This window comes from Cohnella sp. OV330 (assembly GCF_900112065.1).
Taxonomy (GTDB): domain Bacteria; phylum Bacillota; class Bacilli; order Paenibacillales; family Paenibacillaceae; genus Cohnella.
Map to the genome: position 1 here is coordinate 690,633 of NZ_FOKE01000003.1, position 20,533 is coordinate 711,165.

The 20,533-nt window shown below is 60.1% G+C and carries 12 protein-coding genes and 1 pseudogene; 9 read left to right on the plus strand and 4 right to left on the minus strand.

Features of this window, described 5'->3' with window-relative positions:
• Window positions 1-37: 37 nt before the first annotated feature.
• Entirely contained in the window at window positions 38-1,300 is a 1,263-nt protein-coding gene (locus tag BM235_RS09905; protein WP_158543720.1) for a TraB/GumN family protein, read from the minus strand.
• A 285-nt stretch (window positions 1,301-1,585) separates the two neighbouring features.
• On the opposite strand from BM235_RS09905, the gene BM235_RS09910 reads away from it, so the two are divergent.
• The 5 genes from BM235_RS09910 to BM235_RS09930 all read left to right on the plus strand — a co-directional run bounded on the left by BM235_RS09910 (window position 1,586) and on the right by BM235_RS09930 (window position 14,952).
• Window positions 1,586-2,416: a KPN_02809 family neutral zinc metallopeptidase gene (locus BM235_RS09910; protein ID WP_090112165.1), complete on the plus strand. Its 831-nt coding sequence runs from the start codon at window positions 1,586-1,588 to the stop codon at window positions 2,414-2,416.
• Window positions 2,417-2,873: 457 nt separating this feature from the next.
• Window positions 2,874-9,593, plus strand: coding sequence for an S-layer homology domain-containing protein (locus tag BM235_RS09915; protein ID WP_158543721.1), 6,720 nt, complete (start codon window positions 2,874-2,876; stop codon window positions 9,591-9,593).
• A gap of 216 nt (window positions 9,594-9,809) precedes the next feature.
• Window positions 9,810-13,622, plus strand: a complete 3,813-nt coding sequence (locus BM235_RS09920; RefSeq protein WP_090112169.1) for a phospholipid carrier-dependent glycosyltransferase — start codon at window positions 9,810-9,812, stop codon at window positions 13,620-13,622.
• A 16-nt stretch (window positions 13,623-13,638) separates the two neighbouring features.
• Window positions 13,639-13,887: a cysteine-rich CWC family protein gene (locus BM235_RS09925; RefSeq protein WP_199408927.1), complete on the plus strand. Its 249-nt coding sequence runs from the start codon at window positions 13,639-13,641 to the stop codon at window positions 13,885-13,887.
• A 66-nt stretch (window positions 13,888-13,953) separates the two neighbouring features.
• Entirely contained in the window at window positions 13,954-14,952 is a 999-nt protein-coding gene (locus BM235_RS09930; protein WP_369803497.1) for an NAD-dependent epimerase/dehydratase family protein, read from the plus strand.
• A gap of 47 nt (window positions 14,953-14,999) precedes the next feature.
• Here BM235_RS09930 and BM235_RS09935 read toward each other — a convergent pair whose 3' ends face one another.
• Window positions 15,000-15,647: a M15 family metallopeptidase gene (locus BM235_RS09935; protein WP_090112173.1), complete on the minus strand. Its 648-nt coding sequence runs from the start codon at window positions 15,645-15,647 to the stop codon at window positions 15,000-15,002.
• A gap of 146 nt (window positions 15,648-15,793) precedes the next feature.
• Between BM235_RS09935 and BM235_RS32925 the strand changes: the two genes are divergently transcribed.
• From BM235_RS32925 to BM235_RS09960, 4 genes are all read left to right on the plus strand, one after another.
• Window positions 15,794-16,234 carry an S-layer homology domain-containing protein gene (locus tag BM235_RS32925; RefSeq protein WP_143106661.1) on the plus strand — a complete coding sequence of 147 codons (441 nt, stop codon included), beginning with the start codon at window positions 15,794-15,796 and terminating at the stop codon, window positions 16,232-16,234.
• A gap of 258 nt (window positions 16,235-16,492) precedes the next feature.
• Complete coding sequence (locus BM235_RS09950; protein ID WP_090112177.1) at window positions 16,493-16,921, plus strand: hypothetical protein; 429 nt, start codon at window positions 16,493-16,495, stop codon at window positions 16,919-16,921.
• Between the two features lie 544 nt (window positions 16,922-17,465).
• Window positions 17,466-18,368: a LysR family transcriptional regulator gene (locus tag BM235_RS09955; protein ID WP_090112179.1), complete on the plus strand. Its 903-nt coding sequence runs from the start codon at window positions 17,466-17,468 to the stop codon at window positions 18,366-18,368.
• A complete protein-coding gene (locus tag BM235_RS09960; RefSeq protein WP_090112181.1) occupies window positions 18,353-19,225 on the plus strand; it encodes a LysR family transcriptional regulator in 873 nt (290 codons plus the stop codon). The genes BM235_RS09955 and BM235_RS09960 overlap by 16 nt, the downstream gene beginning before the upstream one ends.
• Window positions 19,226-19,283: 58 nt before the next feature.
• Here the strand turns inward: BM235_RS09960 and BM235_RS09965 are convergent.
• Together BM235_RS09965 and BM235_RS32330 are read right to left on the minus strand one after the other, a co-directional pair.
• A pseudogene (locus tag BM235_RS09965) lies at window positions 19,284-20,147 on the minus strand (IS3 family transposase); the annotation flags it as partial.
• Between the two features lie 14 nt (window positions 20,148-20,161).
• Complete coding sequence (locus BM235_RS32330; protein ID WP_090110997.1) at window positions 20,162-20,458, minus strand: transposase; 297 nt, start codon at window positions 20,456-20,458, stop codon at window positions 20,162-20,164.
• Window positions 20,459-20,533: the final 75 nt, after the last annotated feature.

Genomic DNA, 20,533 nt, shown 5'->3' on the forward strand with positions numbered 1-20,533 from the left:
TAGTAACAATGTGACTAACAGGTTCCACATGGCTTCCTTACAGCTTCGTCACCGTATAACCGTCGTTTTTCATATGCGTGACGATCCCGTCGTTGCCGAGCATATGGGCCGCGCCGACGACGACCATGCGGGTGACGTGATCGTCGTCGTTCAGGTAGCCTTCGATCTTGCTCGTCATGGTCAGGTTCCGGTCGATGACCAGCGCTTTATAATACTCCTGATCTTCCGCGGACGCTTTGATCATCTCGAGGAGCGCATCCTCGTCTCCCGTGACCCACATGCGCGTGAGCGCGTCTATCGCGGCGCCTCCTTGGGAGCTTGGGAGATTATAGCCGCCGATCGCCTCCTTCAGCTGCGCTTCCTGAAGGGCCGGGGAAAAGCGGTCGAACATGTCCAGCTGGCTCTCCGCCGACTCCAGCGGGACGATCAGCTTGTTGTCCTCGGCGGCTTTCCCCATGAAGTACGCGTCGATACCGAGATTCGCCTGGTATCCATCCTCCTCGCTCTGCAAGGAAGGGAGCGTTTGAGCGACGACCCACGGCTCGTATTGATCGAACGCCGTTACATCCAACTGGTTCGCCTTCAGGATGTTCACGAGCGCTTGATAGGTCGCGGCGGAGATATGGTCCTTCAGCGTCGTGCCGTCCTTATAGACGCCTTTGTCTTCGACCAGCTTCTCCATTGCCTCCGAGTCTACTTTTGTCATATCGACCTCGACGCCAAGATAGCTCGACGCCTTGTAGGCGGCCTCGATCTCGGGGCGAAGCGGATACATCCGCGCTTGGGCGACGTGAATGGACCCGAGCAGGTAGACGACGTTGCCGTTCTTCTCCGCCTTCCACAGGAACCCCGTGCTGCCGCCGGGCTGACCGGCCTGCGCCAGCGCCACCGCGTTGTTTTTCGCGTCCCAGGTCACCTTGTAGCCAACCGCTTCGGCTACGAAGCGCAGCGGGACATAGGTCGTGCCGCGGATGACGCGCGGGACCGCGTCGAGCTCCTCGACGACGCCGTTTACGACGGCCGTGTCGTTGCCGACTTGCAGGGCGAAGGATAACCCGCTTTTCGTTCCCGTTACCGTTTGATTTTTGCCGTCCCAATAGAGATTGACGCCGAGCTTTTCAAGCAGCGGCCGAAGCGGCACGAGCGTCGTGCCGTTTTCTACCATCGGCGCGCCTTGCTTGAACTGAACGGCCGCGCCGTCCATCCAGATGCTGACAGGTTTGGTCGCGGCAGAGGCCGCTCCCGAAAAGACGCTTACCGCCAGGATGAGAGAGAGAAAGAGAGCTCCGAACTTTTTCAATTGTGCAACACTCCTGTTCGTCGAATTGGCGATTGCCGGGTTTGAAACGATCATGATAAATCTTTAATCCTATCTGAATGTATACAAAAATAGGAAATATGAAACAGAGGGCGCGGGAGTCGTCGGTCCTCGGACATGGTACGAATGTGCAGTTGCGCTCGCCGAGCCGCCGGGTAAGAGCTATTAAGCAACTCGCTGGCAACTCGCCAAGCTACCAGCCGGTCATCGCAAAAGAAGAATGCGATCGACGGCATGGACGTTAAACCACGGCAGGAGGAAACCGATATGCAATGGCAGGGAAGAAGAGGCAGCGCGAACGTGGAGGACCGGCGGGGCATGAGCGGCGGCGGCAAGCTCGTCGGCGGCGGCATCGGCGGCATTATCGTGCTGGTGATCGCGCTGCTGTTCGGCGGCGGAGACATCGGCAGCATTCTGAATAATATGACGGGCACGACGACGAGCTCCGTCAGCGATACGCCTTATCAGGGAAGTCAGGAGGAAGATGAGCTGGCCCAGTTCGTTTCGGTCGTGCTCGCCGATACGGAGGACGTATGGACGCAGCTTTTCGCGGAAAAGGGATTAAAGTACGAGGATCCGACGCTCGTCCTGTACAACGACAGCGTACAGTCGGCTTGCGGCACGGCGGGGGCGTCGGTCGGTCCCTTCTATTGTCCGGGCGATCACAAGCTGTATATCGACCTCGGCTTCTACGACGAACTGAAGACGAAGTTCCAGGCGCCCGGCGACTTCGCCATGGCTTACGTGATCGCGCACGAAGTCGGGCACCACGTGCAGACGCTGCTCGGCACGACGAATATGGGCGCGAAGCAGAGCAACTCTCAATCCGTGCGCACCGAGCTGCAAGCGGACTACTTCGCGGGCGTGTGGGCCCATCATGCGCAGGACATGAACGTGCTGGAGCAGGGAGATCTGGAGGAAGCGATCACGGCGGCCAGCTCGGTCGGCGACGATACGCTTCAGAAAAAGGCGCAGGGCTACGTCGTGCCCGAAAGCTTCACGCACGGCACGTCCGCACAGCGCATGAGGTGGTTCCAGAAAGGTTTCGACAGCGGCACGATCGAAGGCGGGGATACGTTCAGCGCCAAAAACTTGTAGGCCGTACTTTATGAATGAAGCCGCCGGGCTATCCGGCGGCTTTCTGGCGTTGCGACGGCGCCGATAAGCGCAAATGGGCGCTAACGCCGGCTCCGAGGCGCACGCGGCTGCGCCGATAAGTGCAAATGGGCGCTAACGCCGGCTCCGAGGCGCACGCGGCTGCGCCGATAAGTGCAAATGGGCGCTAACGCCGGCTCCGAGGCGCTCGAGACGGCGCCGATAAGCGCAAATGGGCGCTAACGTCGGCTCCGAGGCGCTCGGGATTTCGCCGATAAGCGCAATAGGGCGCTAACGCCGTCCCCAGGGCGCTTTAGGCCGCGCCCGACAAACTTTCCGCGCACGCATGACCGCCAACTTCGTAGTTTTGCGCCTAGAACGCCCATAAACGCACATCGTCATGGAATCGTTTTCATTTTACGATGAGGTGGATTCCATTATATGGGGAGGCCACCAGACCATGTCCAGTTGGAAAAAATGGCTCGCGGCGTGTTTGACGGCGCTGCTGATGCTGACGTCGGTTCCTGCGTTCGCGGCGGAGATCGCGCAGCAGGAGCCGCAGGGCTTGCAGGAGGCGAACGCGGGAGGCGCAGGCGCCGCGACGCCGGCCTACATACGCATCAAGAATAAATGGCAGAGCAACTATTTATACGAAGGCTCGGACGGCATCGTTCGTTACGGGCGGACGGCGCTGGACGACGCTTCTTCACAATGGCGGCTCGAGCCGGCGCCCGATGGGACGCGCATCCGGAACCGCGCCACCGGCCACTATATCACGATCGCCGAGACGGCGAAGCGAAGGGACGCGCTCGTCGCCCGCGAGATCGGCGTCAGCACCGCTGCCGATCGGTGGCTCATCGAGGATGCGAGCCGGCCGGGCTACAAGGTGATCAAGAGCGCAACGGCCGACGCAAGCGCCAACCTTGTCATCCACGAAGAGGATCAGCTTGGCTATGCCGAAGCCAGCAATGACATCAATATTACGTACGAGAGCCCGCAATGGATGTTCGAGCCCGCAGAGACGCTGCAGCCGGTGCTCATCGTAAACGAATTCCGAGCAGGGCAGCTCCTGTACGAGACGGCCAACCCGGAGGAGGGGCGCACGAATAACGTGGTCGCCTTCGGCAAGATCGATCCGACGGATCCGAAGGCGCATTGGTACGTGGAGGTGGAGTCGGGCGAAGCCGGAGCGGCGCAGACCGTGCGTCTTCGCAACCGGGCGACGGGCGACTATATCGAGCAGTTCGACGCGGACAATTATTGGCGCAGAATCGAGACGGCCCCGGCGTCGGCGTCCGCGGCGCAGCGATGGACGATCGCGCCGGCCGCGGCGGAGAACGGCGATCCCGTGCCGGGATACGTCTCGATCTCGAGCGCGGGTCATCCCGCCTACGTGCTGAATACGCAGTTCGAGGACACGTACGCGCGGTCCAACGATTGGTCGAACGCGGGGCGGAGCAACGCGCATTGGAAAATCGCGCCCGCCTACGACGTCAAGCCGGTCCGCATCGTCAATTACGCGGCGGCGGACGTCGGCACGGACTATCTCTATGAAGGAGAGGGCGGCCTGCTGAAGCACGGCGCGCTGGCGGCTGGCAGGGAGGACGATCCGGCTTACCAGTGGATCGTAGAGGACCAGGACGGCAAGAAGCGCATCCGCAATGCGGCGACGGGCGGCTATCTGGCGTCCGGCGATCCGCTGGCGGTAAGCCCAGCCGCGTCGGTGACGTCGGCGGTGTACCAATGGCAGCTCGCGCCTTCGGACATGTACGACGACTACTTGAACATCGCCGCCGCGGACGGCTCGGGCCTGCTGCTGCTCCAGGACGGCGTGCTGCGCACTGGCGCCTCCGATCCGGATGCCGACGCCGCGCAATGGCTGTTCGAAGATCCGTCCGCGCGGACCGACGGATCGCCGCAGTACGTGCGCATCCAGAACGAGTGGAAGCCCTTCGTCTGGTACGAGGACGACGGCGGGGACTTGAAGTACGGCAATCCGCGCGCGGACGGCCGGGACCAATGGCTGATCGAGAAGTATCAGGGCCGCAAGCGAATCAAAAACCGCGCCACCAGCCATTATGTCAACCTGCAGAATATGACGGACGGCCATATCCGCGTCACCGACGTCATGGACGACTGGACGAGCGCCATTTGGGTCGTCGAATCGCTCGCAGGCGGCTCCAAGCTGATCTATAACGTGGCGGACCGGGTGAAAAACCAGGAGGTTCAGAAGCTGGTCAACCTGCAAAACCTGAACAAGTACGCCGAGTACGCCCAGATCAACCGGAACTGGGGCAGTCCGCACTGGACGCTGATCCCGGTCGACGACGCGGGCCCGACGCACCTGCGTTTTACGAACAAGCAAGGACAATCGCTCTATGAGGAAACGGAGGGCGAGGCGGCAGGCAAGGTACGCTACGAGGATCTGCCGGACGCCGACATGCGCGCCGTTTGGTACGTCGAGGATGCGGGCGGAGGGGCGAAGCGCCTGAAGAATGTCGAGACGGATCATTATATCGCGATGGAAAACATGGCGGGACACGAGTCGGAGGATGCCCCGAACCTGCCGCTCGGCACGGAAGCGGTCGTGTATGAGTCTTGGGGAAGCGCCAAGTGGTATCTGGAGGCGGCGTCCGAAAGCGGGTATACCGCGATCCGCAGCGGCTGGGCCGGACACTACATTTACGCGGACGGCGCGGGCGGCACGAAGGTGAGCAAGATCGTCAAGTCGGGCGGCGGCGACTTCGCCGACAGCGCGCTGTTCAAGGCGGATCCCGTCGAGCTGACGCCAGAGCTGCCCGAAGGCTACATTCGCATCCAGAATGAAGCGAACGGACAGTATCTTTACGAAAACCGTGGCGGCGTCGTTCTGTACGGCAGCATCGCGGACAACAACGGGTACGGCCATTGGCGGCTCGTCCGGCAGGATGGCGCGACCCGCATCGAGAACCGGGCGACCGGACACCTGATGGCGCTGACGCCGGATTACCGGTATATCGAGAGCTTGCCGGCCGCGAACACTGCGGATGCGGCCGCAGACTGGTCGATCGAGGCTTCGGCCGCGTCCGCAGGAAAATGGTTGATCCGCAATCTGGCAGCCGGCTATGACGACGAGTACGTCCATAGTGACAACGCTGCGGGCTACACGGAGCGCGGACTCGTGCCCGTCTCGTTCGGGACGGCGCGGTGGAGCTTCACGGCGGCGCCGGCGGAGTACGAGACGCCGGATGACGACGGCACGGCGAATACGGACACGGCGACGCCGGTATTCGACGATACCGCCTACACGCGGATCGGCAGCGGCGGTGCCTGGCTCGCGGAGCGCGGCGGGACGATCGCGCTTGCGAATGAGGGCGGCGCAGCCGCGCAATGGCTGCTGCAGGACTTCAACGGGCGCAAGCTGATCAAGAACCGGGCGAGCGGACGGCTGCTGGCGCTGGATCAGGCGGGACAGCCGATCGCCGCGGCGGAAGCAACGCGCGGTGAGGCAAGCTCGCAGTGGGAGGTCGTCGAGACGCAGGGGCGGCTGGAACTGCGCAGTGCCGCGGATCGCGCGGGCATGCTGCTCCATGCGGACGGCGCCGCCGTATATGGGGACGCTGAGGAGGCCGCGCAAGGGCGTTGGACTTATGAGCGCTTGCCGGGCGATGTCGTGTACGAGGCAGAAAATGCATTTATGGGCGGAGGCGTCGCTGCCCATCAAGATATGGCCGGCTATGCCGAAAACGGGTATGCATCCGGGTGGCAGGCGGACGATTCCGCGGATGCAGGCAGCCCGCACGCCAAGCTCGCCTTCACCGTCAACGCGCAGGCCGCCGGGGATTACGACGCGGTCGTACGCTACGCCAGTCCGGGCGCGTCCGCGCCGTCGACGCTCGGCGTCGCCGTCAACGGCCTCGCCGCTGCAACGCTCAGTCTATCGCCGACGGACGCAGGCTGGTCGACGGCGACGCTGCTGCTAACGCTGCGCCAAGGGCTGAACACGATCGCGCTGGCGCCGGCGGAAGGGTCCGCAGCTCCGGCAGCCGCGTTCGCCGTCGACTCGCTCACGCTGAAGAACAGCGTCGCGCCGGCGTATCGCGGCGCGACGACGCCTTACGCGACCTACGAGGCGGAGGACGCCGAGACGAACGGCGAGCTGCTGCGCGCTTCCCGGTCGTACTACGATCCCGCCTCCGAAGCATCCGGCCGCCAGGCCGTGAGGCTGAGCGAGACCGGCGACTATGTCGCGTTCACGCTGGCGCATCCGGCCAATTCGATCGTGCTGCGCTACTCGATTCCCGACAGCGCGAACGGCGCGGGCCGCACCGAGACGCTGGGGCTGTACGTGAACGGCCAGTTCAGGCAGAAGCTGACGCTGACGTCCAAGTACGCTTGGGAATACGGCAGCTATCCGTGGTCGAACGATCCGACGCAAGGCAGCGGGCACCGCTTTTTCGATGAAACGCACGCCCTGATCGGCGACGTGCCCGCAGGCGCGAAGATCGCGCTGGTCAAGGACGCCGACAGCCAATCTCCTTTTTACACGATCGATCTGGCGGACTTCGAGCAGGCGGCGGCTCCGCTGCGAATGCCCGAGGGCTACCTGTCCGTGGACGGTTACGGGGCCGCGCCGGACGACGGCATCGACGATACCGCCGCCTTCAAGCGGACGATGGAAGCCGCGAAGGCCGAAGGCAAGGGCGTCTGGTTCCCCGCCGGCGAATACGAGCTGCGGGACGGCCTGCTCGACCTGGACCGCATCCAGATCCGGGGCGCGGGCATGTGGCACACGCAGCTGACGGGCGCCAAATTCTTGGGCAGGGGCGACGATATCGGCGTCTACGACCTGCTCATCGACGGGGATATCAACGTGCGGGACGACGAGGCGATCACCAACGCGTTCCACGGCGGCTTCGGCCCGGGCTCCGTGCTGCAGAACGTATGGATCGAGCATACGAAAGCGGGGCTGTGGCTCACCAAAGTCAAAGACGGCGAGGCATATACGCACGGCCTGCATATGGTCGGCTTGCGCATGCGCAACCTGATGGCGGACGGCATCAACTTCAGCGTCGGCACGACGGACAGCATGCTCGAGCAGAGCGACGTCCGGTACCCGGGCGACGACGGGATCGCGATGTGGTCGACCGACGGGCGCTCGAGCGTGAACAACACGGCGCGTTTCAACACGGCGAGCCTGCCGTGGCTGGCCAACAACATCGCCGTTTTCGGAGGCACGGACAACCGGATTCAGGATAACGTAGCCAAGGATACGATCGTAAACGGCTCGGGCATAACGGTGTCCACGCGGTTCAACCCGCTGCCTTTCGCGGGGACGACGGTCGTCGAGCGCAATACGCTCATCCGCACGGGCAGCTACGATACGGGCCTGCAGACGAATCTGGGCGCATTTTGGCTGTTTGCCGATACGAAAAACATGACCGGCGACATCGTTCTGCGCGACAATACGGCGTTGGACAGCACGTATGCGGGCGTCGTGGTCAATGGGACCCAGGCGGTCTCGGGCGGCAGGCTCCTCCTGCAAAATCTTGTGCTCGACGGCGCCGGCACGGCCGGCGTGCAGGTCGCGCCGACCGTCACGGGCGGGGCCGAGATCGACAATGTCATCGTTCGCGGCGCGAGAATCGCGGACGTCGCGAATGCTTCTGCGGGCTTCGCCTTGCGGGAGGTCAACGAAGGCTTCGCGTCCGCGGCCAAACCGTTCGCTGCGACGGCCGAGGGCGGCTCGCTGAACGGCTTCGCCCTCACCGCCGGCGCTTCGCTGGCGATCAAGGTGACCGATGCCGCAGGCAAGGACGTTACGGCGCAGTCGACGTTCGCGACGGAGCAAGCGACAATCGCGGCCGCGGATGCCGCCGGCGCGCTGACCGGCATAGCGGAGGGCGAGACGCGCCTGCGCATCGCCTATGGCGGAGCCGAGCGGACGTACACGGTTAACGTAGCGTCCGCGCAGGCCGTCAACCCGCCGGCTAGCGGCGGGGGCGGCAACGGCGGCTCTGCCGGCAGCTCGCTCGACGCCGCGGCTGCGGCCAACGACGCCAAGCTAAAGGCTGCGACAGAGAAGGCTATCGCAGTATTCGCAGCGGCGGACGGCACCGCGCCGTTTACCGCGCAGGCGCTGCTCGCGGCGGCCGCGAGCCAACCGGACTCAGTCTTGACGATCGCGAGCGGCGACGCTACGTATCGGTTCCCGCTGTCGCTGGCAGCGAAACTCATCAAGGATCGCGGCTTCGATCAAGATCCGAAGGCGCTGTGGATTTTCGAGATCAAGACGCTCGAAGAAGCGGCTCTGCCGCCGATCCGGGAGGCGGCTGCGCTCCAGGGACTTGCGCTGGTCGCGGCGCCGGTCGAATTCGCCGTCATGCTTCGCGGCGGCGGCAAGTCCGAGACGATCGCCGACTTCGGCGGCGTCTACGTCGACCGCACGTTGAAGACGCCAAAGCGTCTTGATGAAGCGTCGGTCACGGCGGTCGTCTACCGGCCGGGCGAGGCTGGCGCCGGAACGTTCGTCTACGTGCCGGCGCTGTTCCAAGCCGACGGCGACGGGGGGACGATCGTCACGATTCGCAGCCCCGGCAACAGCGTGTACGCCGTCGCGTCCCATACGGCCTCATTCGCCGATCTGGCGAATCACTGGGCCAAGCAGGAGATCGAGCGGATGGCGTCGAAGCTTATCGTCAAAGGCATCGGCGGCGAAGCGTTCGGACCCGGTCGCAGCATCACGCGGGCCGAGTTCGCGGCGCTGCTCGTCCGGGGGCTCGGTCTCCGGGATCCCGGAGGCGACATTGGCTTTAAAGACGTGCTCGGCAACGCCTGGTACGCGGCGGAGGTGCGCACGGCAGCCGCATACGGTCTCGTTCGCGGCTTCGGGGACGGCAGCTTCCGTCCGCAGGCGACGGTCACCCGCGAAGAGATCGCGGTCATGGCGGCGCAGGCGCTGAAGCTGGCCGGCGCGTCCGCCCTGACGGACGGCGGGACGAAGCCGGCTGCCGCGTTCCAGGATGCGTCGGACGTTCATGACTGGTCGGCCGACGCGGTTCGGACCGCATCCTCGCTCGGCATCGTGAAGGGGCTGCCGGACGGCGGCTTCGCGCCGCGCGCGACGGCTACCCGGGCGGAAGCCGCCGCGATGCTGAGCCGCACGCTGCAGGCGGCCGGGCTCTCGAACGCGGCCGATTAACGGCATCGCCCGGCAACGCCGAACAACGCAAGCCGAATCGTAACAAAAACTCGAATCGCATCGTCAATTAGATTTGAACGCGGGAATGCGCGTCTTCGCTCCGAAGCGGGGATGCGCATTTTTGCCGGTTAGCGGACGACTGCGCCTTCACGGGCGCCGCGGCCGTCCGGGCGCCGCGCCGCTGGCGCGAGAACGAACAGATCGTCGGGGGGAAGCATGAGGAGAACGATAGGGGTATGGGTGTTGGCGCTGGTGATCGCCATGCTGGGCATCGCAGGCGGGTTTTCGGCCGCGCACGCGGAAGAGGCTGCGGCGCTCATTCGCAACGGCGGCGCCGAGAGCGCGGCGGGCGGGAGCGGGCAGCCGGACGGCTGGACGCAGGACGTATACGCGGCGGACGCGAACGGCACGGCGGTCAGCGCGCTGACGGTCGGACAGGACGGGGGCCATAGCGGCCAAGCCTATTTGAGCGTCTCCAGCGCAGGCGAGAACGACGCCCGCTGGATTCAGGCCGTACCGGTCGAAGCCGATTCCGTCTACAAGCTGTCCGGCTGGATTCGGGTCGCCGGCGGGCTCGCCGACCGCACGGGGGGCAACCTGTCCGTACTCGGCATCGCGGCTCCTTTCCCGGCGATCGGAGATTCCCAGGGCGAATGGCGCCAGGTCGAATGGTACGGCAAGACGGGTGCGGATCAGACGAGCATCACCGTCGCGGCCCGCCTCGGCAGCTACGGCAGTCTGAACAGCGGCCGGGCTGACTTCGACGACATCGCGCTCGAAAAGCTGGCGGAAGCCCCGGCCGGCGCCGTCGTCATTCCGCTGTGGCCCGAGGCCTACGACGGAGCGGCGGCAGGCGGCGGAGGCGCAAGCGCCGGTGGAGGCGCAGGAAGCGGGCACGGCACCTATACGGCCATGATGTTTTTGCTGGCCGCCGCGTACGCCGCCTTGGCCTGGGGGATCGTCGCCTACTTGCGCCGCGCGGGAGATGCACGGTTGCCCGGAGGCGGCAAGGCGCGCGAAGGCAAAGGCGCCGTCCTGCTGCTTTTCGCGGGCGCCTTGCTCATTCGCGCGGCTTGCGCGCCGATCATGCAAGGGCATCCGATCGACGCCCTGGACTTTTATTTTTGGGCGAATCATGCGTACGAGGCAGGGCTTCACGGCTTTTACACGGCGGATATATTCGTGGACTATCCCCCGGGCTACATCTACGTGCTCTACGTCGTCGGCCTGCTGCAGAAGCTGATGCACATCGGCTACCCGTCCGCCGGATCGTCGCTGCTCCTCAAGCTGCCGTCGATCGCGGCCGATCTCGCGGCTTCGTACGTCTTGCTCCGCATCGCGCGTCCGCGTTTCGGCGCCGCAGCGGGGACTGCGATCGCCTCGCTGTATCTTTTCAACCCGATGGTCTTCCACAATTCGGTCGTGTGGGGCCAGATCGATTCGTTCCTCGCGCTGTTCATCTTGCTGGCCGTATGGGCGATCGCGGAGGGCAAGCTTCCCTATGCGACGGCCGCCGTCGTCGCCGCCGTGCTGATCAAGCCGCAGGCGATCGTCGCCATACCGGTGCTGCTGCTGGCGCTGGCCGTTCGGCGCAGCCGCAGGGCTTGGGGCGAATCGCTGCTGTACGGCGCCGCCGTCTTCGTCCTGCTCGTACTGCCGTTCTCCATCCATCAATCCCCGGACTGGATCGCCGATCGTTACAAGGCGATGTTCGACAGCTATCCGTACGCGACGCTGAACGCCGCCAATCTATACGGCCTGCTCGGACTGAACGGCGTCAACGTATCGGCCGCGATGGCGTTCTGGAGCAATCTGTCCGTCGTGCTCATCGTCGCTTATGTCGTCTGGTTGGCCTGGCGGCATCGCAAGCTTGACGTCGCGTCGCGCTGGACGTACCTGGCGTACTTGACCTTCCTGCTCGTGTTCGCCCTCAAAACCAGCATGCACGAGCGTTACGGCTACCCGGCCGTCGCGCTTGCGCTGCTCGCGTTTATCCTACTTAAGGACCGCCGCTTGCTGTGGATGTTCCTCGGCCTTACGTTCACGCATTTCGCGGATGCGGCTTACGTGCTCTACTTCGGGCTGGACAAAAACTATTACCTGTCGGCAACGGATGGCTTTTTCCGCTTCCTGTCGCTCGTTAACCTGGCGATCTCCGCATACGCCGTCTATGTCGGCTGGACGCTGGACAAGGGCAAGGCGCTGGCAGCCGCGCCGGCCGCAACAGCGGTCTCCGCAAATAGCGGCAAAGGCGGTGCGTCTTCCAAAAATGTATCGTCCAAAATTGCGGCATCCAAATCGACGCCTGCCAAAACCGCCTTCGAGACCGCCGTGCCGGCGAAGGGCGCCAAGTTCTCCCGGCTCGACCGCCTGCTCGTCGGCGGCTTGACGCTCGTCTACGGCATCATCGCGCTCGTCAACCTCGGCACGATGCGCGCCCCCGAATCCGGCTGGACGCCGGCGGCGCCGGCTAGCGCGATCGTGTACGACTTCGGCGAGCCGCAGGCCGTCGCCTCCGTCATCTGGTTCGGCGGGACGCGCGACGAGGGGCGCGCGGAGGACAGCACGATCGAGCTGTCGCAATCCGCTGACGGTACGAACTGGACGAGCGCCCTGTCGTTCGCGCTGAACGGCGGCTCCGTTTTCCAATGGAAGGAACAGCCCGTCGCCATCAACCAGCGGTACGTGCGCGTCTCGGCATCGAATCCGGGCTGGACGCTGTACGAGCTGTCCTTCCGCGACGCGGAGGGACATGGCTTGACGCCGGCCAAGACGAGCGAAGGCGGTACCGCGCTGCTCGACGAGCCGGGCGACGTGCCGAAGAAACCGTCCTATCTCAACAGCATGTATTTCGACGAGATCTATCACGGCCGCACGGCGTACGAGTTCCTGCACCATATCGAGCCGTACGAGACGACGCACCCGCCGCTCGGCAAGGGGCTGATGGCGCTCGGCGTCTCCCTGTTCGGCATGAATCCGTTCGGCTGGCGGATCATGGGCACGCTGCTCGGCGTCGCGATGGTCCCGCTCATGTATTTGCTCGCCAATCGGATGTTCGGCCGCTCCGAGTTCGCCTTCGCGGCGGCGTTCCTGCTGACGTTCGACTTCATGCACTTCACGCAGACGCGCATCGCGACGGTCGACGTTTACGGCGTTTTCTTCATTCTGCTGATGTATTTGTACATGTACAAGTATTACGAACGGGCGCTGGCGGGAGAAAGCTTCCGCCGCGTCGCCGTGCCGCTCGCGCTGGCGGGTCTCTTCTTCGGTCTCGGGGCTGCGAGCAAGTGGATCGATATTTACGCGGGAGGCGGACTTGCGGTGTTGTTCGCGATCACGCTATGGCGGCGCCGGGCGGAGCATGCGTTCCTTATGCGCGCAGTGCTGTGGTGCGTGCCGTTTTTCCTGGTCGTGCCCGCGCTGATCTACACGGCGAGCTATATCCCGTTTTTTCTCGTACCGGGCCCGGGGCATGGCTTCCACGACATGCTGACCTATCAGAAGTTCATGTACAACTACCACGCGCATCTCGTGGCGACCCATCCGTTCGCGTCGAGCTGGTGGGCGTGGCCGCTGATGGTCAAGCCGATCTGGTATTACGGCGGCGCCGTCGAGGCGGACCAAGTGTCTAGCATCGTGGCGATGGGCAATCCGGCCGTTTGGTGGATTGGCATCGCCGCAGTCGCGGCCGCGATCTTCCTGCTCTTCAAGGGCCGGGCGCGCGACCCGCGGCTCGTCTTCCTGCTGATCGGTCTGGCCGCGCAGTACCTCCCTTGGGTCGGCGTGTCCCGCTTGACGTTTATCTATCATTTTTTCGCGAGCGTACCCTTTGTGATCCTCCTGATCGTTTACGTATTGAAAGAAGGCAGGGATCGCGGGCGGCTGACGCGCGGCCACGTCTACGGCTACCTTGGCGCAACGCTGTTGCTGTTCGTTCTGTTCTATCCCATCTTGTCCGGCATGACGGTGGACAAATCGTACGTCGTTCACGCGCTCCGCTGGTTCGATTCCTGGATTTTTAACGGTTGAGGAGGCGAGGAAGCGGATGATGACGGATAAAACGAACGGCGGGAGCGGAGACGCGGGAGGGCTATCGTACGACAGTACGGACCGCGCCCGATGCCCGCTATGCGACGGACCGAACGGCTGCGCGATCGAAGCGGGACGGGAGGCCGAGTCCTGCTGGTGCATGCGCACGGCAATCGGCGAGGACGTTCTGGCAAGCGTGCCGACGCCGCTTCGGGGCGTAGCTTGCATTTGCCAGAAGTGCGCGACGCGCAGCAGTACTCGTTGAGCCGCGGCGGCCGATCGCATTCCTGCGATTAAGCGACAGGGGGAGATCGTCATAAAGCTTTTAATCCTGGGCGGTACCGTTTTTCTAGGCAAGCATGTCGCGTTGTCCGCGCTACGGGCCGGACATGAGGTTACCTTGTTCCATCGTGGACGCAGCGCTGCCGGCGATGGCCCTGACGGGATCGAGACGTTGATCGGGGACCGAGACGGCGACTTGTCGGCGCTCGCGGGACGTAAGTGGGATGCCGTCGTGGATACCTCGGGCTATGTGCCGCGTATCGTGCGCCAGTCGGCACTGATGCTCGGCGAGTCTGTCGATCGTTATATTTTCGTTTCCAGCAAATCGGCTTATGCCGATCTGAGCCGGCCGGGCGTTAACGAGTCTTGGCCGACGCTGCGACTTCCGGAGGAGGAAGCGGACAGCGAGGACGTGCAGCGCTACTACGGCGCGCTCAAAGCGGCCTGCGAGGCGGAGCTGGAAGCGCTGATGCCGGGCAAGCTGCTCGTCGTGCGGCCGGGATTGATCGTCGGACCGGACGACCCGACGGACCGGTTTACGTACTGGCCGTCCAGAATCCGGCTTGGCGGCGAGGTGCTGGCGCCGGGCGATCCCGATGCGCGCGTCCAGTTTATCGACGTCCGCGACCTCGCCGATTGGATCGTTCGCATGGCGGAAGCGAGGGCTTCCGGCGTCTATAACGCGGCAGGTCCGGAGAGTGCGATCGGCATGATGGATTTTTTGAATGCCTGCGTTCGGACGTTGAACCGGGACGCGCGCTTGACTTGGGTGAGCGACGGCTTCTTGCTGGAACGAAGTGCGGGCCCTTGGATCGAACTGCCCCTGTGGATACCGCCCGAAGGCGAAACCGCCCCGTTCGCGCACACGATGTCGGCGGACTCCGGCAAAGCCTTCGCCGCAGGACTCGTCTGCCGTCCGATCCAAGAGACGATCCGCGATACGGCGGAATGGGATGCGTCGAGGCCGGCAGGATTAACGCGCCGCGCCGGCATGGCGCCCGAACGCGAGGCGGCGCTGCTCAAAGCCTGGAAAGACCGAGGCGCATAAAAAATGCTGTCCGGCCATGAGAATGGCCCGGACAGCATTTTTTGTTTTTAAGCCTTGCCGCCTGCTTGCTGTGCCCGCTCCTCCGCGAGCCGAAGATCCTGGGGCGGCCGATGTCCGCGCTGCAGCTCCGGGATGGACAGCCCGAAGTCCATCTGCAGGTGCGGATAATCCGGGAAGCTCTCCCAATCGCCGCCCCAGGCAAAGCCGAGCCGTTTGGCGATCCCGACGACTTCCATCCAGTCGGATTTCCCGTTGCGATTGCCGTCGTATTCCATATCCCAGAGCACGTCGCCATCCTTTGCGCGGATCGCGAAGTCGATGGCCAATCCATAGTTATGGTACGATTGGCCGCCCTTAGCATGGGTCACGATGGCGCCGGGAGCGCTCCGTCCCTTGCGATAGAGCGCGTCCTGCTCCGTCTCGCTGCGAAAGCCGTCCGTAATCGCGATTCGTATGCCTTGCGTTGCGGCCTCGGCCTTCAGCGTCTTCATCTTGGCAGAAACGAGCGGATGCAAGGCGACGACCGGAGGCACTTCGCGCCAGAGCTCGGCAGGCAGCAATAATTTAACGGCAGGCAAGTTCGCGACCACGATCAGCGCGGCGGCGATGCAAGCGGCCAGCAGCAGGCGACCTCGCCGGCGGGAGGGAGAAGCTCGCCTTCTCGCCAGCGATGCCCCGGAGGGTTCCAAGTTCATGTTTCCCTTCCTTTCGAATCTATCTTTTCTTCCTATTATTCTCCGATATGCGATTCGTAATCCTATCTTTTTATTATAGACGTGCGTAGGGATGAATCCCAGCCTTGTAAGGGGCAACTGGCATCCTATGTCCGTTATATCTACGAATACGACGGCCCGGGAGACATCAAGGTACCGCCTCACAAGCTGCGCAGAAGGGCCCGGTTTCCGGCTTTGCTGACGGTACCTTCCGCCCTCTGGCGACGATTAACAGGGCTGAGCTGGCGGCGCTCCTTGTCCGGGCAGCCGGACTGCAGGGACCATCAGATGTCGAGAGTTCTGCTCCGTCCTTTAGCGATGCGGACCAGATTCCAAAATGGGCGGTACGCTATATAGCGATCGCTGTGGATGAAGGATTGTTGCAAGGCGTGAGCTGCAATCGCTTCGACGCGACGGGTATCGTCACGAGGGCGCAAGCGGCGGCTATCATGAGGTTATTAAACGACTTTGCGTTCGCCTCGGGGCAACTTCACATCGTGCCTTACAAGGGACTTTCCAATGGTAAACATGCGACGAAAAGGGTGTCAAATCCGTTAAGATTTCATTAAGAGTACGCCGAAGAATCGGTTGCTATAATTCCTCCGATATGGAAGCGATTTGTCCATTCGATTTATTTTGATACGGCCAATTCAGCCCTGTATATCGACAACCAGCTGCTAGCAAGCGGCGACACGGCCGAGGTTAGCCTGACAGGCGCAAAAAAATCCCGACAAAAATATACCCGAAAGTAAAAAGGCTCATGTTTCTCGCGCCGCTCTCCTTCACTATGATGAGCATGAGAATTCACATACAAAGGGGAGACGACGATGACTAGATCTTTTTCGCCGCCTTCTCGGACGCTCGTTCCCGAAGGTTTCGCATCGCTCGAGCTGCAGCCGGGACAGTCGGTACGATTTGACTTCGGCTTAAAGCGGGCGGGATTGCTGCATGTGGAGCTAAGCGCGGAGACGCCGGCATGGAATCGAATCCGATATACGTATGCGAGCGACGAGAGACAATTCTCTTCGCTCTACCGGTGCTTCGAGGATGAGGGGGGGATCGCGGGCAGGTTCCCGTCGTACGTCCGCATGCGCCCCTACGGTACGATCGACATGTTCTCGGCCATCGGCAACGGTGCGCGCGTCGTGGAAAAGGATTTGACTGCACTTCGGTATTTCGAGCTGGACAAGTGCGCATTATATCGTCAACGATCGGACGACAGGCGACGGCGCGACTTTGAAAATCATGAAAAATAGCACGCAATTGTTGACAGCCTCCGTAGGATCCGCGAATTATGCGGCCGAGACAGCGAGCCATAGCGTCACAGTAAGCGTTAATGCAGGCGATGCAATTTACTTCCATGTTAATGCAAACGCCAACGTAGCCGGCGGGGAGTCGGTGTGGTGGAACCCGGCGATCTCGTACTAGGCCGTTTCAAGACTTTATGAGACATAAAAATCGCAAAAACCCGGGAGAGGCTCACTTTTGAAGTGGCTTCTCCCGGGTTTTTAAGCTCACCCGATCGGACGTATCGTAAAGCTGTACTCGTACTGCTTACAGGACTGCTACCCTTTCAAACAAAGGGAAGCTGTCCTTTTAAGCTCGTACGAGCTTCCGCTTTTCGGGAGAAATCGCCGGCAGTTGCATGATCGAATGTTCCCTTCGCACCAACCCTAAAATCTAGCAACCTTCACCTGAAATCTAGCGGATATCTTATAGGTCAGGTTTCTTCATATAATAATTATAAAGGTCGCGGACCGGTGGAAACGCTTTGCGGAAGAACATAAAGGGGGATACCCTATGGAATTGCGCCAGCTTGAATATTTTATTCAAATTTGCAAATCGGGGAGCTTCACCAAAGCGAAAGAAGAATTAGGCGTGACGCAGCCTGCGCTAAGTCAACAAATCCGGGTTTTGGAAGACGAGTACAATATTCCATTGTTCGATCGGGTGAGTAGGGGAGTTGAAGTAACGGAAGCGGGAAAAATTCTGTTGAACAAGGGTAACGCCATTATGAACCTTCTTGAAGAGGCGCGAAATGAAATATACGGCCGAAACCATAAATCCAGAGAAACGATTTCTATCGGATGCTGCCCTGCTGAACTTGAATATCTCGCTCCTTACTTCATGAGATTCCACCAAAAGTACCCGAATATTTTATTGAAAATTATCGAAGCGGAAGATGCCGGAAATGAAGTTTTGGAACAAAGCGTAGACATTGGAATCACCGCGCATCCGATACCCGCTCACGCTTCTGTCATTTCAACTCATTTATATAGACAAGATATGGCGCTATTGGTTCACGCAGACCATCCTTTGGCCGATAAATCTTCGATCCCTTTTCGATCTTTGAAGCACATGAATTCGATCATGTTCCGAGAACAAAACAAATCATTAATTGAAATGTATGGTTTCTCTTGCGGGTTTACCTTGAAGTCGATCATAGAAACGTCCTCCACATCCGTATTGATTCATTGGGTTTGTCGTGGACTAGGCGCAGCGCTTATACCGGCGTCTTTGCTCGATAGTCTAAGAGACGATTGTTTGCGTATCGTAAAAATAGAAGGCCGTGTTCCTAGCTGGGATATCTCTCTTGTATATCTTCATTCCGTTACGATGAGGTCCGCTGCACGCCTGTTCATTGAAGAGATCGATTCATATCTAAGAGAGGGTGAGGCGAATCTTTCATGTTCAGGCAATTAGCGTGTTTTATTCAAATTTGCAAAGAAGGAAGCTTTACGAAGGCTGCAGAAGTTTTAATGATTTCTCAACCTGCTTTAAGTCAACAGATCCGTTTTCTAGAGGTCGAAGTAGGAACCCCTTTGTTTGAGCGATTCGGTAGAGGGGTGAAGATTACGGCCGAGGGAGAAATCCTTTACGAAAAAGCGCTTTCCGTGATGAGGCTCGTTGAAGAATCGAAGAAAGAAACTTACGAGTTGCGCAATGCGCAGGCTCGGGAAAATAAACTTTCGATCGGCATCTCGCCTATGGACTTTTCCAGTTTAATACCCCGTTTTTTGAAATTTCATGAACAGTATCCTGATATGAAGTTGAAATTTTCTAGTTTAGAAAATACGTCACAGCAATTATTGAATAATCGTATCGATATCGGCATAACCGACAATCATGATCCGAACAAAGAAATCCATACGATGCACCTATATAAAGAAGAACAAGCGTTGGTCGTTTATGCCCATCATCCATGGGCAGATCGAACGTTTGTTTCTTTTCATGAGCTAGGAGATTTACAATCTTCCTTACTTGTTGGCGATCTAAGTATAATCGAGCATCTTCATCCATTCAGCGATAAGATCGCCAAATCCTTGCAATCAAAGTTTGAGTCAAATTCCACGGCCATTCTTCTTTCTATGGTACAGCAAAAGATGGGAGTAGCTATTTTACCTGTTTCTTTAATTGAAAACAATACGGGTCAGCCATTGAAAATGATTCGTCTTGTAGATCCAACGCCTGTTCGCGAGATCAAGCTTATTTTTAGAAAGTATCATTATAATAATCCTTCCGTTCAGAAATGTATCGATTTTTTTCTGGACCGATCATAACTAGAACCTCGTAGCAAATGAAATGGACCTCTGTCAATAAAGTAGACGCTCTCTAAGCTCACTTGTCCTTCTTGTTATAAAACTGGGTTCTGAATTGTTCTGGAGATAGGTAATCCAAAGAGCCATGAATTCTTTTACGGTTGTAGAAGAGCTCAATGTACTCAAACATCGCTTGCTGCGCCTGCGCCTTGGTCCTGAATTTCGTACAGTAAATAAACTCCTTTTTCAGCACGCTGTGGAAGGATTCAATGCAGGCATTATCGTAACAATTTCCCTTGCGGCTCATGCTCGCTTGCATGCCAAGTTGTTCTAGACGACCTCGATACGCATCGGAAGCATACTGAGAGCCTCGGTCCGAATGATGCAGTACGCTCTCGGAAGGTTGCTCGGACGCGTGAGCCTGTTCGAGTGCAGCCAGCACCAGGTCCGTCGTCATGCGGTCTGAGAGCTTCCAGCCGACGATGCGGCGGGTGTACAGGTCCATGATGCTGGCCAGATACAGACGGCCTTCCCGGCAAGGGATGTAGGTGATGTCGGCCATCCATACTTCATTCGGTAATGTCGTCTTAAACTGCTGATTCAGCACGTTAGGCGCAATCGCCAGGTCATGGTTGGAGTCCGTCGTGTTTACACGAAACTTCCTGGATACGCAGGATCTGAGGCCATGCTCACTCATGATCTGTCCCACCAGACGCTCGGAGACGATCCAGCCTTCGTTGCGCAAGATCCTCGTGATTTTAGGGCTGCCATAACGGCAATAGGAGTCGGTAAAAATCCAAGTGATACGCAGCAGAAGCGCTCTCCGGCGTTTTTGGTAGTTCGTCTCCTTGAGTTTTTCATTCATCCATTTGTAAAAACCGCTCCGAGAGACATTCAGTACGGCGCACATCTTCTCCAGTCGAAACTCGGAGCGGTGATCTTCGACAAACTGGAACCTTAGTTCCTTTCTTTGCTGAAGATGTGCATGGCTTTTTTTAAGATGGCGATCTCTTCCTTGAGATCTTCGATCTCACGCTCTTGAGAAGCAATCTGTTTTTCCTTCTGACGAATCGTTTCCCGATCCATGAGGGGCTCATTTTCAAACTTACGATGCTTGGTCATCCACTTCCTCAGCGTGCCGGCGGGGATGTCAAGTTCCTCTGCGATCTGGGGAATCGACTTCGTCTGTTCCTGAATGAACTTTACCGTTTGTTCGATGAACGCTTCGCTGTAATGTTTCCGCATCTCGCCCATGTAGGACACCTCACGTGATTTTTGTTTATTATCTCATGAGCTTAAGAGGTGTCCACTTTGTATTCTAGTTGCAAA

Excerpts from the sequence above, each read along its gene's own strand:
- BM235_RS09955 (WP_090112179.1), top strand. The coding sequence starts at position 17,466 with ATGGAATTGCGCCAGCTTGAATATTTTATTCAAATTTGCAAATCGGGG.
- BM235_RS09910 (WP_090112165.1), top strand. The coding sequence starts at position 1,586 with ATGCAATGGCAGGGAAGAAGAGGCAGCGCGAACGTGGAGGACCGGCGG.
- BM235_RS09925 (WP_199408927.1), top strand. The coding sequence starts at position 13,639 with ATGATGACGGATAAAACGAACGGCGGGAGCGGAGACGCGGGAGGGCTA.
- BM235_RS09950 (WP_090112177.1), top strand. The coding sequence starts at position 16,493 with ATGACTAGATCTTTTTCGCCGCCTTCTCGGACGCTCGTTCCCGAAGGT.
- BM235_RS09920 (WP_090112169.1), top strand. The coding sequence starts at position 9,810 with ATGAGGAGAACGATAGGGGTATGGGTGTTGGCGCTGGTGATCGCCATG.
- BM235_RS09960 (WP_090112181.1), top strand. The coding sequence starts at position 18,353 with ATGTTCAGGCAATTAGCGTGTTTTATTCAAATTTGCAAAGAAGGAAGC.
- BM235_RS32330 (WP_090110997.1), bottom strand. The coding sequence starts at position 20,458 with ATGGGCGAGATGCGGAAACATTACAGCGAAGCGTTCATCGAACAAACG.
- BM235_RS09935 (WP_090112173.1), bottom strand. The coding sequence starts at position 15,647 with ATGAACTTGGAACCCTCCGGGGCATCGCTGGCGAGAAGGCGAGCTTCT.
- BM235_RS09915 (WP_158543721.1), top strand. The coding sequence starts at position 2,874 with ATGTCCAGTTGGAAAAAATGGCTCGCGGCGTGTTTGACGGCGCTGCTG.